Raw genomic sequence first — 16,607 nt, forward strand, 5'->3', positions numbered from 1 at the left:
GGCCTTGGTGTGAAGTGTGGTGGGGGTTCAAGCCGGGCCAATCAGCCCGCCAAACAACCACCATACCGGTTCACCTTCAGAGTTCACCGAAGCCCTTCTTTTTCTTGACTGGACGCTGACGCTTGGGGGGTCCACCCCGGCCAGGCCCTGCGGGCATTCCGCCCATCCCTGGCATACCACCCATTCCTGGCATCCCCGGCATCCCCGGCATTCCAGGCATTCCAGGCATTCCAGGCATTCCACCCATCCCTGGCATATTTCCTCGGCTCATCTGCTGCATGAAGCCCCGCATTTTCTGGAAGTCAGCCAGAACTTTGTCCACATCGGCGGGTTGGTGGCCACTCCCGGTCGCAATCCGACGGCGCCGACTCGGCTGAGAGGCCAGCAGCTCCGGTTGACATCGCTCGCTTTCTGTCATCGAACCAATCATGGCCTCGACACGCTTGAGCTGGTCCTCGCCCTGCTTCAACATCCCGTCGTCGATCTTGTTCATGCCGGGGATCATTTTCATGAGCCCCCCGAGGGATCCCATCCTCTTGATCAGACGCATCTGCTGGAGGAAGTCAGAGAAATCGAACGACGCCTCCTGCAGCTTCTTCTGCATTTTTTCAACGTCGGCGAGTTCGACCTCTTTTTGAGCCCTCTCCACCAACGTGAGCACATCCCCCATGCCGAGGATGCGGCTCGCCATCCGCTCTGGATGGAACGGCTGAAGCGCCTCAACCTTTTCACCGGTGCCAATGAACTTGATCGGCTGGCCGCTCACTTTGCGGATGGACAGTGCGGCGCCACCGCGGGAATCGCCATCCAACTTGGTGAGCACAGCCCCGGTAATACCCACCTGCTCATGGAAGGCACGGGTTAATTCAGCCGCTTCCTGGCCAATCATCGAATCCACCACTAGCAGCACCTCATCGGGCTGAACAGCGGAGCGAATTCGCACCATCTCCCCCATCATTTCGGTGTCGATCTGAAGCCGGCCAGCGGTATCAACCAGAAGGGTGTCGTACCCCTCCGCCTTCGCCTTCGCCAAACCGGCCGCAGCGATCTCTTCAGGCTTCGCGTCTGTTCCCAGACTGAAGACATCAACCCCAATCTGCCCACCCAGGGTTTTCAACTGCTCGATGGCAGCGGGGCGATACACATCGGCACCCACCATGAGGGAACGACGACCCTGATCTTTGAGGTGCAGACCCAGCTTGGCCGTGGCCGTGGTTTTACCGGCCCCCTGCAGACCGGCCATCAACACAACCGTTGGAGCTTCAGAGGCTCGGGCAAGCGGTGCGTTATCGCCACCCATCACGTCCACGAGTTGATCGTGGACCACCTGGATGAACTTTTGGTCGGGGCTTACCCCCCGGACCACCTCAGCGCCGACGGCTTTGCCGCGCACCTCAGACACAAAATCCTTAACGACCGGAAGACTGACATCGGCTTCGAGCAGCGCACGACGGACCTCCTTAAGAGCCCCATCAACATTGGTTTCGCTGATCTTGTCCTGGCCTCTCAGCCCTTTGACAGCATCTTCAAAGCGGGCTGACAGCTCGTCAAACATTGCGGGACCATGACTGGCTCAATGCACTGATCGTAAAAAGCGGCTCGCCAATCGCTAGGAACCGGAAATGTATTCATGCAATTTCCACTGTTCTCCATCCCGTCCCAGCACGTAGGTGACGGTCAACGCTCCTGCAGGTGTCTGATCAATGGTGGTTCCAGAGCGATCAAGCGTTTGATCGAAGTAGTTCACCTCAGCCTTCACAGCAATGCGCCGTGGTGTTCGGCTCACCACATCAACACTGGTGACAGAAGCCTTAATGATTTTTGTGTGGCCAAGCGCCGCGTCAGCGGTGCGCTCGGCTTGCACCCGTTGCAACAACCGATCGCGGGCAACGGTGGAAATCTGTTTCGAAACTGCTTCCGGCGCCGCGTTGGTCTGACCCGCTAGGGCCTTGGCTTTGGCATCCAACCAGCCCTGGACGAGATCCTCGAGTTGCTTGTCCGAAGGAGCATCACTCGTCAGCGGCTCGATTGGACGATCCAGAGGTTGCTCCGGTTGGAGTGTGGCTATCGGAAGCGACGTCTCATCGAGATCATCGGGGGCCGGTAACACCGGTTCTTCCTTCACCACTGGCGACACCGGTGGCGCCTCACTTCGCTGACGGAGCATCAGCGAGAGACCGCCACCAAAAGCTGCCACGACGGCCGCCAGCACCGCAATCTTGACCACGAACGGGCGTGGAGGAAGTTGCGGCAGCCGGGGCAGTTGGGGCATTTGAGGGAGCGACAGGGCAGGGAGGCGGATACCGCGCGCCTCCAGCCCCCCCAAAGACTCCTTTGAAGAGTCATTTGAAGTGGACATCGAATCCAAAGCTTGAAGGCCAAGGCCCGAGGCAACAGTGGTCTCCCAAGGCAATGGCAGCGCATCGTTAAGCGGCGGGCGGGATGCCTGGCGATCCAATCGCTCGACGTAGTTCTGCACATCACGGTCGGCAAACCAAGCGTCGAGATCAATCGCCGTTGCATCGACATCGCGATAGCCCGGCAACACATCCCGCCCAAGCCAAGCCCTGCAGTATTCACACTGCGCCGCCAAGCTGTCGCCAGGGTGTTGCACAAACCAAGCTTGTACGTCCGCATCCCGGATCGCAGCGAAGTGATGGTCCGCTTCACGCACATTGCCAAGCAACAAATCCAAACAGCCCAAGAGGGGCATCGGATCAAGTTCTGAGTCCGGAAGGAGTTGCAGACGCCCTCGCGCCTGCTCAAGGCATTCCGGTTTGCGCCGGGAAAAACCAGCAGCCGTCAGCGCAAGAACTGCCAAAAATCCTGCTTCTGCTTCGCCCTCTTCCGACCAACGACTGAAGAGATCGATCTGTTCTTGCACCGTCAGAAAACGGCGTATTTGTTGGAAGAACGACTCAAAATCATCTTGGGTCATGGACCCAGCCGTCTCGGCGGAGGTCACAGAATCCATTCCATCGAGCCCACCTCGTTGACTGACGAGCTGATCAAGCAGCGTTAATCCCTGTTGGTGAGAGGCCTGGTCACCCAAATCTCGACTGATCAGATCCAGAACTCTGAACGGAAGTAGCGCATCCAGATCGCGTTCCAGCAAGCGCTGCTGATCGGGCAACTTACCCATGCGCTGTTGTAACTGGATTCCTTCCACCAACAGCTGCGCCGCAGATTCATAACGGCGCTGGCCCTGTTCTTCCACTGCCGCATCGCGACACGCCAAAGCGGCCAACAGAGTGAGATCAGCTTCCCGTCCACTGCCGAGTGCAGGTGCTTGGGGTGGCTGAAGCCCATGACTTGCCATCTGGAACGCCTCGAGGGCTCCATGGGCCTCCCAAAGAAGAATCAATCCAGCAACTTCACTGCTTGCTGGGAGGTCGAGTCCGACAGTCTCGTTGGGGTGCGATGCACTCAAACGAAGTAGGGCAGATTCGTACTCAGCACGGTCATCTCGATCGGTGAGCAGGTCAGCCGAACGGCCCAACAATTCATTGCGCTTGAGCAGGGCTTCATGGGTAAACCCCTGATCAGGCGGGCTGTCACAGCGGGTTTGCAGACGATGAAGGATGGCTGCAGCATCAGCGGAAGGACTGACACCCAGCAGTCGGAAATGATCGATGGGCAAATCCAACAGCTTCATGTGTCGTAGGCGCGAACTTTAGTCAGTGTCTGGTGTTTTGCCTATTCCTCATCCGCTGGCCCTTACAGTTAGTTGGTGTGAATGAGCTGGTCATGGGTCAGGACCTCGCGGTGGACTCCGCTTCCATCGGTATCGCCGCCGCCGGTGCCCATGCCGAACGTCTGTCCAACCTGGTGACATCCCAACGGGCCATCGTTGATCGCGACACAGGCTTAGACCTGTACCGAGACATGACCCTGGGCCGGCGCTTTGAGGACAAATGCGCCGAGATGTATTACCGGGGCAAGATGTTTGGCTTCGTTCACCTTTACAACGGTCAAGAAGCCGTCAGCACTGGTGTTATTGGTGCAATGAAGCGCCAGCACGACTGGTTTTGCAGCACCTACCGCGATCACGTCCACGCCCTGAGTGCCGGGGTTCCTGCGCGCGAGGTGATGAGTGAACTGTTTGGCAAGGAAACGGGTTGCAGCAAGGGCCGCGGTGGTTCGATGCATCTGTTTTCGAAGGAACATCACCTCTTGGGAGGTTTTGCTTTTATCGCGGAGGGAATTCCCGTCGCCCTTGGTTCAGCCTTCACCAGCCGCTACAAACGTGACGCCCTCGGTGATGCCTCGAGCAACTCAGTCACAGCAGCATTTTTTGGAGACGGCACCTGCAACAACGGCCAGTTCTTCGAATGTTTGAACATGGCCCAATTGTGGAAACTACCGATCCTTTTTGTTGTTGAGAACAACAAATGGGCCATCGGAATGGCCCACGACAGAGCCACGAGCGACCCTGAAATTTGGCGCAAGGCAGGATCCTTCGGCATGGCCGGAGAAGAAGTTGATGGAATGGACGTTCTTGCCGTTCGTGCTGCAGCCCAACGGGCCATCGAACGAGCGAGAGCTGGGGAAGGTCCCACTGTTTTGGAATGCCTCACCTACCGATTCCGCGGACATTCACTGGCTGATCCGGATGAATTGCGCTCGGAACAGGAAAAGCAGTTCTGGGCCAAGCGTGATCCCCTCAAAGCCCTCGAACGCGATTTGACCGAAGCAGGCTTGGTCACAAGCGACGAACTGCGTGGAATTGAAAAAGAGATTGATGCGGTGATCTCGGATTGCGTTGATTTCGCGCTCTCCGCCCCTGAACCTGATCCGGCAGAACTAACCCGATACATCTGGGCTGAGGACTAAGCCTCAGCCACGCCACTCCTTAAAACCGCTCATCAAATTCCGCTTGGCAGACGTCGGGTGAGATTGCGCAATTTACGAAGAGCCTTGAGCTCCACCTGACGGACCCGCTCTCGGGACACTTCCATCATTCGACCAATCTCGGCAAGCGTGTGACGCTCGTTGCCTTCTAAGCCAAAACGAAGCCGAAGCACATTTTGCTCTTGCTCACTGAGATGACTGAGCCAACGGCCAAGTTGCTCGTGATGAATGCGCTGCTCAACGATGTCGAGGGGCTCGTCCGCTGACGAATCGGCAATTAGGTCCCCAAGGAAGCTTCGTCCTTCTTCTCCATTCACCGGAGCATCGAGGCTGCTGGTGGTGAGGGCCTGACGCAAGAGGGAATCAAGTTCCTCCACAGGGATGTCCATCGCTTCCGCAATTTCCAAGCGGTTGGGCATGGCGCCGAGCTTGTGGGCCAAATCCAGACTGACTTTGCGAATCGTGGTGAGTCGTTCGCTCAGATGAACAGGGAGACGGATCGTGCGGGACTGGCAAGCAATAGCCCTGGTCATGCTCTGCCGAATCCACCAAAAGGCATAGGTCGAAAACTTGTATCCCCGGGTGGGATCGAATTTTTCAACAGCCCGTTCCAAGCCAAGCGATCCTTCCTGGATCAAATCCAAAAGCTCCAGGCCTTTGCCCTGATATTTCTTGGCAACGCTGACGACAAGGCGAAGGTTCGCCTTCATCATTCGTTCTTTAGCTCGACGACCAATACGCAGCATTCGCCGCTGTTTGGTGGTTAGGTCTTCAACTTTGAAGTCCTTCGAACCATCTTCCGTGAAAGCCATCATGGCTTGCACTTGATTCCCCAATTCAATTTCCTCTGCCGCCGTCAGCAGAGGGATCCTTCCGATCGTTGATAAATACCAACTCACAGGATCGCTACTACGGCGACGCTGCGTCTCGAGCGGCTTAGAAGCTGTGGACACCATGGAGGCAGCCCGAATGTGCAAAGACTTTCTTACGAAGAAACAAAAGAAGGCCTCTTTTTCAGCAACCCTTCAGATTCAGGCCAGGAAATCGAAACATTTGGGCTTAACAAATATTCCCTTATTCCCAAAAAACGGGCTTATTTGGAGAAATCCAAGCAAGAGGAAATTCATCACTACCCGGATGGATTTGTATTCAATTGATACCTCAATGTGAGGGTTCTCATACAACAAGGCGCACCATCGGCTTGTTGTAAAGCAACTCAAAGCCGAAATACATCTCAAGAAACTCATCCCCCGCAAGGGATTTGAACCAATCAGCCAAGCAAAAAAGCCCGAGCCACCTTCCACAACCTGGATCAGCCCAACGAGCGAAGACCTCGTTGCAGACGCGTCCGACCGAGCGGCGGTGGGGACAAAAACAACAAAACAACCTCTCGTCCGATCCTCTCAGCAACACTTTCATCGGCTGGAGACCAACCCATCGCGAGATTGGTGGCCAGGCACCCACCCAGAAGCTCACTATGGAGTGATCTCCCTGCGCCGCCGATGGCCCTTGGAACAACCATGACGGAGGCCGGAGAAGCCGCCCTGGGCCGGCTGCGTCAATGGCCTGGGGAGCATCGCGTCGCCGTTGGGTTATCGGGCGGAGTGGATAGTTCCCTAACCGCTGCCCTGTTGGTAGAGGCCGGCTGGGAGGTCGAGGGACTGACGTTGTGGCTGATGAGTGGCAAAGGCGCCTGCTGCGCTGAAGGGTTGGTGGATGCCGCAGGCATCTGTGAGCAGTTGGGCATCCCTCACCATGTGGTCGATACCCGCGAGACCTTTCAAAAGGAAATCGTTCAACGACTCGTGGATGGCTACCAGGACGGCATCACGCCGCTGCCCTGCTCGCAGTGCAACCGATCTGTGAAATTTGGACCCATGCTCGAGTGGGCAGCGCAGGAGCGCAATCTTCCAAGAATTGCCACAGGGCACTACGCCCGGATCCGACATGGCGGTGATTGTGGACGCCACCAGCTGCTCCGAGGCTTGGACTCCCGCAAGGACCAGAGCTACTTCCTCTACGACTTGCCGCAAGAAGCCCTCGGCAGGATCGTCTTTCCCCTCGGCGAACTGACCAAAGCGGATACGCGCATCGAAGCCGGCCGCCACGGTCTGCGCACCGCCGAAAAGCCTGAGAGTCAAGACTTGTGCCTGGCGGACCATCACGGTTCCATGCGTGCCTTTTTGGATACGTATTTGCCGCCGCGACAAGGAGAAATCGTGCTGAAGGACGGCACTGTGGTGGGCGAGCACGATGGCATCGAGCACTTCACCATCGGCCAGCGCAAAGGCCTTGGCGTGGCGTGGCAAGAGCCATTGCATGTGGTGAAACTCGACCCAGCCATGAACCGCGTTGTGGTGGCACCTCGGGCGGAAGCTGGTCGTCATGAGGCTGTTGTCGGTGCGATCAATTGGGTCTCCATCGATCCCCCCCTGCAAGCCATGAACCTTGAGGTGCAAGTGCGGTACCGCAGTGCTCCCGTTACCGCCCGATTAACGCCTTTGCCCGCAACCGACGACGACCATCAACGCCAGCGGCCCCACCGCTGCCATCTGGTGTTTGACGAGGATCAGTTTTCCATCGCCCCTGGGCAAGCGGCCGTTTTTTATTCGGACGACACCGTGCTGGGGGGTGGATTGCTTCAGCGGGACTTCGACACCAACCAGGAATAAAAGCTGATGGCTTGGCGACGCTGAACCGTCACCTTGGCGAGTCCGGCCTGCATCGGTGGTAACAGTCGCTCCACATGGCCGTCGGCTGAAATCAGAGCCGTCGGCCCCGTATTCGCGACGCTGAGCAGGTCACGACCCGCTTCGATGGCGCGCAGCTGCGCCAACGCCAAAAACTGTTGCTGCAGCTGCAAGGGGTACGGATCGAGATTGGCGATAGAGAGCAGCCAATCCGCCCCCTCGGATGCGGCCAAAGCAAGGGAGCTGCCATCAGCAATTTCGTAGCAAATGGCCCCAGCAGCAGGGGAATCGAAAACGGTAAACAGCCGCGATGCAGCGCCTGGATGCAGCCCCCCTACCGCCGATAAACCGGCATTGACTCCCGACGGGAGCGGCGGCATCCACTCCCCAATGGGCACCAACCGATGTTTATCGAGCAGGGGAACTGGATGTTCAGCGCCAGGGGAAAAAAACAACAGTGCGCTGCGCTGCTCCCCCCTCACCCAGCGGAAACCACCACTGATCAGGGGCACATTCGCTGCCCCCTGGGGCATACGCCAACGGGACGGAAGCACACCCTCCGGCGCTACCAAAGCATCCACCTGCTTGCCTTCTGCCCCCTGCAACGCTGCGAGCAAAGCCTGAGGAAGCTGACGCTGTTGCTCCGGATCCAACTTTTCACGGGTTGGCACCGCTGGCTGCCAAACGGCCATCGAGAGAGCACCGGTCACTGGAGGTGCTTTCGCCAAAAGCAAAGCGCCTAGACCATGGGCCAGCAGAAGGCTGGCAAACCCGATCCATAAGCCACGACGGTTTGCGGGACGACGGTTGATGGCTCGACGCTCCACCAAGCCACAAATCCACCAGGCCCACATCAGCTGAACCACAACCAGGCCCCCGGAACCAAACCAACGGGACAAGCCAGCGAGCGGAAGGTCCCAGGGCAAGGTGCTGCCACCAACCCCGATCCAAAACAACGGCGAACCCGACAACACCAGCTCAGCCCAGGCCCAAATCAATGCGAGAACACCCGCACGCCACCAGGGCGCCAATCGCGGAAACCAACGACGACCTTGCTGGAGCACTAGCGACCACACCGCCAGCAACGCCGCCGCACAACTGCCGCAGCTCAACCAAAGGGTGATCGCCACCGGAAGGCTCAACAGGGCAGGCACACCCATCCAGGTAAGTGGATGCAGAGAGAGCATCCAGGCATGGCTCACCAGAACAGCGAGCAAACCCCAAGCGGCACACCAGCGGGTGCGTTCAGCGAACGACCACAGCAACGTCAACGCAGGCAGCATCAGAAGGGGCCCGCCCAAAGAGGGGGCCAGTCCTGCGAGCACGCCGCCAATCACGGCACGCCATCCAGCAGACAGTCGGAGATCGCCCATGGTCAGAGGGGCAAGACCAAGCCATCCTGAACGGCAGCCCTTTGCTGCTCCCCATGGACGCCAACCCGCTTCAGCAGCTTTTGCTCCGTGGCCTTGGCACCACAACCCTGGTGGCCGACCGGCTACGGGGGGTGACCCAAGCATGGGTCAGCAATGGCCAACTGGATCCAAATCAAGCATCCGCGCTCGTAGACGACGTGCTGAAGGCTTTGCGGGGGGAGACCCCTGAGCTCGAGCAACAAATGGGACGAAACCTGGAACGCAACCGAGACAACCTTTTTCAAGACCTTGGCGTCCCAAGCCAAAAAGAAATGGATGAACTACGAGGCCGAATCGATCGACTGGAACAACAGTTACGTCAACTCAACCGGCCTGAATAAATCATCCCGACCCGCTGAGAGGCCAGAATTGGAGCATCCGACTCGGTTTTGTGCGCGACATCTTGATCTCCACATCGGTGTGTGTGGCTTGCCTGCTTCTGGCTTTTGTTAGTCAACTGATTTCTCCTTCCACGGTGACTGCTGCACCTCAGGCCCAGGCTGCTGTGGTGCGGTCCGAATCCAAAGCTGCCTTATCCAGCTTTGAACTCGACCCCGAAAACCCCAACCCAACGCTCTTCGCTATGGCACCCGACAACAACCAAGTCGATGCATCGGCCCTGGGCGGCCCGATGGAAGCTCCCGACACCCGCCTTCTAGCCAGTGGCTTGAAAATTACGGAGATCGAGGTTGGTAGCGGCGATGAAGCCACTGCAGGACAGACCGTTGTGGTGAATTACAGAGGCAGCCTCGAAAACGGCACCGAATTCGACAGCAGCTATGGACGCGGACCCTTCAGCTTCCCGCTGGGAGCTGGCCGCGTGATCAAGGGCTGGGAAGAAGGTGTCGCGGGGATGAAGGTGGGCGGTAAGCGCAACTTGGTCATCCCGCCCGACCTGGCTTACGGCAAGCGTGGTGCCGGTGGCGTGATTCCACCGAATGCCACGTTGCTGTTTGAGGTCGAATTACTCGACGTGAGGAAGTAGGCGGAATCTAGGCTCATATCAAGCAAATACCGATCCTTAAACGATGTTGCGTTCGGCCCTTAACGCGATTGTCTGCGCTCTGCCCGCTCCCGCCGTGGAAGCCCATTGCGATGGACCTTGTGGCGTCTACGACCCTGCTTCAGCTCGTGTCCACGCTGAGGCAGTGCTCGCGATGACTAAAAAGCTCAAGGCTTTGGAAGCACCTGCCGCAGGAAATGCAGCAGCTCTTGCCACCTACAACAACACCTTTTCCCGCTTCGTTGCGGTGAAAGAAGACGAAGCCCAAAAGACCAAAAAAGAACTGTTGATCCTTTGGACCGACTACTTCAAGCCCGAGCACCTCGCCACCTTCCCCGACCTGCACGACACCTTCTGGAAAGCAGCCAAGCTTTGCAGCGCCTGCAAAGTGCACATCGATCAGGGCAAGGCAGAAGAACTGATGGCTGCTGTTGAGAAAATCCACGGCATGTTCTGGCAATCCAAGGGCCGCAACGACGCCTGGGTCACAGCCTCCTGAGCCCCATCAGCTCATCCATCACTCCGATTGCAGCAGCGGGTCTCCAAGACCTGTTGCTGCTTTTTTGTGGGAGACGTTTGCTGCTCAAAGTGGAAGGAAGCTCCATGCTTCCCTCCCTTAACCCTGACGACCGGGTGCTGGTTCGACGGACCACAGCCGACACAGACACTCCACCCCTGGGAGCGGTAGTAGTGGCGTGGCATCCATCGCAACCCAGACTTCGCCTGATCAAACGTCTTGAGAGCATGAGCAACGCTGGAATGATGCTGCTGGGCGATAACCCTTCCTCAAGCACCGACAGTCGGCAGCTCGGACCCATTCCCCGATCAGCTTTGATCGGCGTTGTTACATCTCGGGTAACTCCAGCAAAAAAGAATCCATCAACAAAAACCAACCAAAAATCACAGAATCAATTGGAACCCAAAACAAGGAGATAAAAGCAATACCACCAGATTTAAATAGTCGATCACAATCAAGTCGGATAGTAAAAGAAAGCCGCTCCAAAAATCGCAAACATTCCTAAAAGAAGAACCCCTTCAAGCCAATTCGATTTGGCATCCATGTTGACAAAGTTGACAATAATAACGCTAAAGAAAAGTGCTATCACTTCAAATCCTGTGAAATCAAGATCCATCGGCTGACCAATCAGCGAGCCAATAATGATGAGCGCCGGAGCAATCAATAGAGCCACGAGCAAACTGGATCCCATCGCCAATGAAATCGGTAAATCCATTCGATTCCTCAGGGCACCTTTCACCGCAGGGATGTACTCCGAAAATCCACCAATAATTGGAATGATGATGATCCCTGTAAACAAAGCACTAAATCCAAGCTGCTTTGTTGCTGGTTCAAGGAAATGGACAAAACTTTCTGATTGATAGGCCAAAAATGCAGTACTCAAAATTAATTGCACAATCCATGGCATCAACCGCACCGACGCCGTTGATTCTGCGGCAAGACTCAGACCATCGCCCTCAACATGAAGAGGATCAAAGAGATGGCTATGGGTGGCGAGTGAAAAAATCAGGGTGAGAAAATAAATAACAATCAACACAACAGCAACGGTGATTGATAGCCCATGAATTGCGACTGGATCATCGATCCCAGACGTACTGATTAAAGAAGCGGGTAGCGCCATGGCCATAACTGCCAAAGTCATCGCCGCACCGTTGGTACGCGCCATGGTGGCTTGAAAGCTCTGTTCGCTGTATCGCAATCCTCCCACCAACATTGCCAGCCCAGTAACAAGCAACAGATCAGACAGAATGGCCCCAGTAAGGCTTGCCTTAACAACATCAATAAGGCCAAGCCTTAGGGCCGAAAGGGCAATAATAAATTCCGCACAATTACCAAAAACCGCAGTACATATAGCCCCAATTGTTGGCCCACTATGTTCAGAGATTTCCTCAGTCGCATCACTGAGCAAAAGGGCAATAGGAATGATTCCGATGGCAGAGAGAATGAAGCAAGACAGTGTTGGCCAGCCCTGCATTGAGGCCAACTGCGTAAGGCCAAACATGATCAGCGCTGGGATCAACTTCCAGCGTCCAGACGCCATCAGTGAATGCCAAAAAACGTTAATCATGCCGACACTCGGATCATCAAATTTGGCCTCATCATTATGAATCAACTCAATTTACTAACGCCAACTTAAATGGCTTTGAATTGATATTTGACTCAGTCTGAGCATTCAAAAAAATTAGAATTTAAATTCATCAGAACACAACAGCTGATGTTTTCTGCAACCAAATGGCACCGGTTGCAATGGAGAGTGCACCCGTGCATCCCACCAACCACGGCAGCATGCGTGCACCACTGCGCAACGTGAGAAACGACAGGGTGCTTACTACAGCTGCCATCGCCGCAATCGATCCGCCGAGGTAAGCCAGTAAGTAGGCAAAAGCTCCCAAGGGAGGCAGCGCCAAAGCAGGAATCACTGCCAGAAGATGACTCGCACCTGCCAAACCATGCAGAAGACCGAGGCCTGAAGCGGCATGGGCATGGCGACGGTGGTTGCTCTGGCCTCGAACATGCAGATGGAGATGCCGATGAATCGAGGCACCGTTGTGATGGTGCTCATGGCTATGCAGCTTGAGCCCAAAAGCGGTACGCACCGCCAGACCACCCACTACCAACAGAGCGACGCCCACCAAAAATTCGGCCCATGCCGACATCGCTTCGATATGGACGAGGTCTTTCAAGCCAATCGCGGCGAGGGCGAGCAACAAGACGCCGATCGAATGCCCCGCCCCCCAAGCCAAGCCGGCGCGGAGTGCTGCCACAGGCTGACGCAACGAAAATGGCGTCATCGCCACCAGATGGTCTGCACCACCCACAACATGGACGGCACCAGCGGCGAACCCCGTGAGGAGGCTGATCAGCAAGAGCTCGATGCGATAGAAATCAATTCTGCAGGACTGAGCGACATCACGCCCCTACCAGTGCATGGAGGGCCGATTCCACATCCTCTTGACGCATTAATGCCTCACCGACCAAAACGGCCTCAGCACCAGCAGCCTGAACCCGATCGAGATCGGAACGCGCAAACAATCCCGACTCGCTCACCAGCACCGTGGTGTCCAAATGCAAACGATCACGGAATTGATTCACCAGCACCTCTGTCGTGGCCAAATCCGTTTCGAATGTGGCGAGATCGCGGTTGTTGATGCCAATCAACGAAAAACCTCCAATCGCGAGCACCCGCTCCAGCTCCTTGGCGTCGTGTACCTCAACCAACACGTCCAAACCAAGGGATTGAGCCACTTTGTTGAGGTAGCGAAGGTCCTGATCCGTAAGGATCGCGGCGATCAATAGCACCGCATCCGCACCAGCAGCGCGTGCCTGAAAAAGCTGGTACGGACTCAGAACAAACTCTTTACACAGCAAGGGCAAATCAACGGTTTCACGCACCTGCACCAACACATCAAAACCACCTTGAAAAAATTGCTTATCGGTGAGCACAGATAAACAACTTGCCCCCCCTGCGGCATAGGCCTTCGCAATGGCCACAGGATCGAAATCATCACGGATCACTCCCTTACTGGGGCTGGCCTTCTTCACCTCTGCAATCACAGCCGGCTTGATCTGTGCCCGCTTGAGTGCGGCAACGAAATCCTTTGTAGGTGGCAGCAAGCTGATCTTTTTTTTCAGTTGATCTAACGGCACTTTCTGCCGCGCTAGATCAACTTCGCGATCCTTCTCCCAAACTATTTTTTCGAGAATATTGCGCGGCTTTTCATCGTCATGGGGAACGCCATACTCAAGGTATGAGACACGAATCTTGGGACTAGGCGAACGACGACGAATCTCCATAACAGTGCTGTAAGAAGTAAGGCGAAAAGTGAGTTAACTCTGGTTAGTAACGAATCAAAGATCGAATCAAGCCACCAATTGCGAAGCAGCTTGCTTATACGCCACTTCCACCACCTCACTCAAGGTGGGATGCGTATGCACCTCTTGGGAGAGTTGTGAAACGCTCTGGCGTCGTGCCACTGCATTCGCCACTTCTTGAATCAAATCAGCGGCATGCAAACCATAAATATGGGCACCAAGAACCTCCCCGCTGGATTTATTGAAGAGGAGCTTCATGACGCCATCACTATCAAGCTCTGCCAATGCTTTGGAATTGGCCTTGAAATAGCTGCGTACAGCGCCCAAGGGGAAGTTGTCCTTTTCCGCAAGAGCCTTGGCATCCGCTTCCGTTAAACCAACAGAGCTGATCTCTGGATGTGTGAACGTGGCCGCTGGAATGCTGCGGTAATCGATGGTTCGCGCATGGCCAAGAATGTTATCGACAGCCACTGTTCCTTGAGCAGCAGCCGTATGCGCCAACATCAGCTTTCCGGTGACGTCACCAACCGCCCAAAGATGGGGGATTGGTGAATCATTCACCAACACACGCATCGAATCATCAATCGGCACGAAACCACGATTGGTTTCGATGTTTAAGCATTCGAGATTGAGCCCTTTGCTCGTGGGAACACGGCCGGTGGCCACCAACACAGCATCCACCTCCAAGGTCTCAACAAACTCGCGGCTATTGAAGTCGGCCAGTTCAATCTGGACAGGACAACCAGGAGTGACTTTTCGAGCCAACACACCTGAGCGGGCATCGATGTCACGGCCTTCAATCAGGTTGCGGCGAGCAATCTTTGCGATATCTGGATCAAACGTTGGCATCACACGGTCGAGAGCCTCGATCATCGTGACTTCACAACCTAGGGCTGTATAAACATCGGCAAATTCCAAGCCGATGTAACCGCTGCCGATGATGGCAATCCATCGAGGAAGCCACTCAAGGTTGATGGCTTCATCGCTTGTGAACACCGTCCGACCATCGGTTTCGATACCAGGCGGAACGAAGGGATCAGAGCCCGTTGCCAGGATCACGTCTTGCGCGGTAATGACACGGTCGACACCACTGGGTTCCCGCAATCCAACCCGCTGGGATCCCTCAAGACGACCATGGCCGCGGAGAATGGTGACACCTGATCGTTCGAGCGTCTTCGTGAGGTTGGTGCGAATCGCTTGCACCAATTGATTGGCGTGATCAGCAATTTTTTGACGTTCAAAGCGCACCGGCGCCGCGTGGATACCGAAGCTCGACAGATGCTTGTCATCGGCAAGCTCACGCACCTTTCCGCTTGCGGCCAGGAGAGCTTTCGACGGGACACAGCCTCGATTGACGCAGGTGCCACCCATGTCGCGCGATTCAATGATCGCCGTCTTCAATCCATGGTCGGCAGCATGCTTTGCAGCATCAAAGCCTCCATATCCGGCACCGATCACAATGACGTCGAAGTCGAAGCTGGCGTCGCTCACCCGAACTACTGCTGCGTACCCACCATTCTCGCTCTTCGTCGCTCCAAAAGAAGGGGAACGGCCGCAGCTGCCACATTTAACGACTCAACCCTTGAACTATGCGGGAGGGTGACCGCATGGGTGCAACAAGCCTGAAGGCGTGGATGAAGACCAGCGCCCTCAGTGCCAAGCACCAACGCTGTGGGTTTCGTCCAATCCAGCTCCCAATAGGGAATCGGAGGAAGCGGGCCGGAGGCATCAGGCACCAAAGTTGCCACCACCTGGATTCCTTGGGCCACGAGCACCCTCAAGGCTTGATCAAGATCGTCGATCGCCTTTTCTTGCTCCGGACCAAAGCGGCGATGGGGCAATTGCAACAGCGCCCCAGCCGATGCCCTTAAGACTTTCCCCCCCAACGGATCCACTCCAGATCCCATCCAAACGCTTTGGACATCTGCGGCTAAGGCAGAGCGCAAAAGGGATCCGAGGTTTCCAGGGTCCTGAATGCGATCCAAAACCAACCAAAAATCACAGGCTTTGGGCGGCTCCGGCAGCAGCGTTATGGGGCAGAGACAAGCCACACCATCAGGAGTCACGGTGCTGAGGGAAGCTCCCAGGACCGCCTCCGTGACACGTCGCCAAACAACAGACGCGTCCAACGCCTGGATTAGATCGGCGTGGCGGTCAAACCAAGCCTCCGTTGCGATGAGCTCGGTGGGCTGTCCCCCGATCCACAACAACTCTTGAAGCAGATGCGTGCCCTCCAGAAGGATCAGACCCTCTGCATCTCTCCCGGGTCGGGACGACAACATTCGAAGCCGCTTGACCAACGGATTCCGCCGGCTACTGATCAACGGTTCCGACAAAACTCCCCTTTAAAAGGTGCTGTGCTTTCGAACTTTGAGACCTTTATGCACACTCAGGTCTTCACCTTCAAGCTCCAAACCATTAATTGCGGCAACCTCGCCTTTTAATCCCTCGGCAGCCAAGTTTTCGATCAACTTTTTAATCACCTGGTCTTCCACCGTGGTTTGGTCGATGGAATCAGGGGTGAGGCGCTCTAGAAATCGGCCAACCTTTGAAGCCACAACTTCCGAAGCATTGGAAATCTTCAGGACGATCATGGATGAAAAATTGTTGGTCGCATCGTCAAGATAGTGCGGATGGGGAGACTTGAACTCCCACGATGTTGCCACCACTAGTACCTGAAACTAGCGCGTCTACCAATTCCGCCACATCCGCGGGCGTTGTCGTTTTAGCGACCGGATGACCTTACGGCATTGATGCATCGCCAACGACCAGCACAGACCAAAGCCATCAATCCAGTTTGAATGCCGGCCGTCTAGACGGTC

General features: G+C 55.9%; 17 protein-coding genes and 1 tRNA gene. 6 read left to right on the forward strand and 12 right to left on the reverse strand.

What is annotated here, in order from left to right:
* Positions 1–76: 76 nt before the first annotated feature.
* Together ffh and SYNCC9902_RS07640 are read right to left on the reverse strand one after the other, a co-directional pair.
* Positions 77–1,555, reverse strand: coding sequence for a signal recognition particle protein (ffh, locus tag SYNCC9902_RS07635; protein WP_011360294.1), 1,479 nt, complete (start codon positions 1,553–1,555; stop codon positions 77–79).
* A gap of 54 nt (positions 1,556–1,609) precedes the next feature.
* On the reverse strand, positions 1,610–3,655 hold the full coding sequence (locus SYNCC9902_RS07640; RefSeq protein ID WP_011360295.1) for an ARC6/PARC6 family protein: 2,046 nt from the start codon (positions 3,653–3,655) through the stop codon (positions 1,610–1,612).
* Between the two features lie 92 nt (positions 3,656–3,747).
* Here SYNCC9902_RS07640 and pdhA point away from each other — a divergent pair, with 92 nt between their 5' ends.
* Positions 3,748–4,833: a pyruvate dehydrogenase (acetyl-transferring) E1 component subunit alpha gene (gene pdhA / locus SYNCC9902_RS07645; protein ID WP_041425471.1), complete on the forward strand. Its 1,086-nt coding sequence runs from the start codon at positions 3,748–3,750 to the stop codon at positions 4,831–4,833.
* 32 nt (positions 4,834–4,865) lie between these two features.
* Here pdhA and SYNCC9902_RS07650 read toward each other — a convergent pair whose 3' ends face one another.
* Positions 4,866–5,807, reverse strand: a complete 942-nt coding sequence (locus SYNCC9902_RS07650; protein WP_009789412.1) for an RpoD/SigA family RNA polymerase sigma factor — start codon at positions 5,805–5,807, stop codon at positions 4,866–4,868.
* 356 nt (positions 5,808–6,163) lie between these two features.
* Positions 6,164–6,373 carry a hypothetical protein gene (locus SYNCC9902_RS12560; RefSeq protein ID WP_156771106.1) on the reverse strand — a complete coding sequence of 70 codons (210 nt, stop codon included), beginning with the start codon at positions 6,371–6,373 and terminating at the stop codon, positions 6,164–6,166.
* On the opposite strand from SYNCC9902_RS12560, the gene mnmA reads away from it, so the two are divergent.
* Positions 6,354–7,523 (forward strand): tRNA 2-thiouridine(34) synthase MnmA, encoded by a 1,170-nt coding sequence (gene mnmA / locus SYNCC9902_RS07665; protein ID WP_011360297.1) that lies wholly within the window; start codon positions 6,354–6,356, stop codon positions 7,521–7,523. The genes SYNCC9902_RS12560 and mnmA overlap by 20 nt on opposite strands.
* Here the strand turns inward: mnmA and SYNCC9902_RS07670 are convergent.
* Complete coding sequence (locus SYNCC9902_RS07670) at positions 7,493–8,914, reverse strand: nitrilase-related carbon-nitrogen hydrolase (protein ID WP_011360298.1); 1,422 nt, start codon at positions 8,912–8,914, stop codon at positions 7,493–7,495. The genes mnmA and SYNCC9902_RS07670 overlap by 31 nt on opposite strands.
* Before the next feature lie 53 nt (positions 8,915–8,967).
* On the opposite strand from SYNCC9902_RS07670, the gene SYNCC9902_RS07675 reads away from it, so the two are divergent.
* The 4 genes from SYNCC9902_RS07675 to sodX all read left to right on the forward strand — a co-directional run bounded on the left by SYNCC9902_RS07675 (position 8,968) and on the right by sodX (position 10,892).
* Positions 8,968–9,294: a phasin family protein gene (locus tag SYNCC9902_RS07675; RefSeq protein ID WP_011360299.1), complete on the forward strand. Its 327-nt coding sequence runs from the start codon at positions 8,968–8,970 to the stop codon at positions 9,292–9,294.
* 50 nt (positions 9,295–9,344) lie between these two features.
* Positions 9,345–9,938, forward strand: a complete 594-nt coding sequence (locus tag SYNCC9902_RS07680; RefSeq protein ID WP_011360300.1) for an FKBP-type peptidyl-prolyl cis-trans isomerase — start codon at positions 9,345–9,347, stop codon at positions 9,936–9,938.
* 43 nt (positions 9,939–9,981) lie between these two features.
* A complete protein-coding gene (sodN, locus tag SYNCC9902_RS07685) occupies positions 9,982–10,455 on the forward strand; it encodes a superoxide dismutase, Ni (protein ID WP_011360301.1) in 474 nt (157 codons plus the stop codon).
* A 104-nt stretch (positions 10,456–10,559) separates the two neighbouring features.
* Entirely contained in the window at positions 10,560–10,892 is a 333-nt protein-coding gene (sodX, locus tag SYNCC9902_RS07690) for a nickel-type superoxide dismutase maturation protease (RefSeq protein ID WP_232179199.1), read from the forward strand.
* Between the two features lie 35 nt (positions 10,893–10,927).
* On the opposite strand, the gene cax is transcribed toward sodX, so the two are convergent.
* From cax to SYNCC9902_RS07725, 7 genes are all read right to left on the reverse strand, one after another.
* Positions 10,928–12,040: a calcium/proton exchanger gene (gene cax, locus SYNCC9902_RS07695; RefSeq protein WP_011360303.1), complete on the reverse strand. Its 1,113-nt coding sequence runs from the start codon at positions 12,038–12,040 to the stop codon at positions 10,928–10,930.
* Between the two features lie 130 nt (positions 12,041–12,170).
* Positions 12,171–12,839 (reverse strand): hypothetical protein, encoded by a 669-nt coding sequence (locus SYNCC9902_RS07700; RefSeq protein WP_011360304.1) that lies wholly within the window; start codon positions 12,837–12,839, stop codon positions 12,171–12,173.
* A 43-nt stretch (positions 12,840–12,882) separates the two neighbouring features.
* A complete protein-coding gene (trpC, locus tag SYNCC9902_RS07705) occupies positions 12,883–13,767 on the reverse strand; it encodes an indole-3-glycerol phosphate synthase TrpC (protein ID WP_011360305.1) in 885 nt (294 codons plus the stop codon).
* 66 nt (positions 13,768–13,833) lie between these two features.
* The gene (lpdA, locus tag SYNCC9902_RS07710) at positions 13,834–15,276 is read right to left on the reverse strand and encodes a dihydrolipoyl dehydrogenase (RefSeq protein WP_011360306.1); all 1,443 of its coding nucleotides are present in this window, start codon (positions 15,274–15,276) and stop codon (positions 13,834–13,836) included.
* 5 nt (positions 15,277–15,281) lie between these two features.
* Positions 15,282–16,121, reverse strand: a complete 840-nt coding sequence (locus SYNCC9902_RS07715) for a TrmH family RNA methyltransferase (protein WP_011360307.1) — start codon at positions 16,119–16,121, stop codon at positions 15,282–15,284.
* A gap of 9 nt (positions 16,122–16,130) precedes the next feature.
* Complete coding sequence (locus SYNCC9902_RS07720) at positions 16,131–16,379, reverse strand: hypothetical protein (protein WP_011360308.1); 249 nt, start codon at positions 16,377–16,379, stop codon at positions 16,131–16,133.
* Between the two features lie 34 nt (positions 16,380–16,413).
* Positions 16,414–16,497 (reverse strand) — tRNA-Leu (locus SYNCC9902_RS07725).
* Positions 16,498–16,607 lie beyond the last annotated feature (110 nt).

The organism is Synechococcus sp. CC9902, assembly GCF_000012505.1.
Taxonomy (GTDB): domain Bacteria; phylum Cyanobacteriota; class Cyanobacteriia; order PCC-6307; family Cyanobiaceae; genus Parasynechococcus.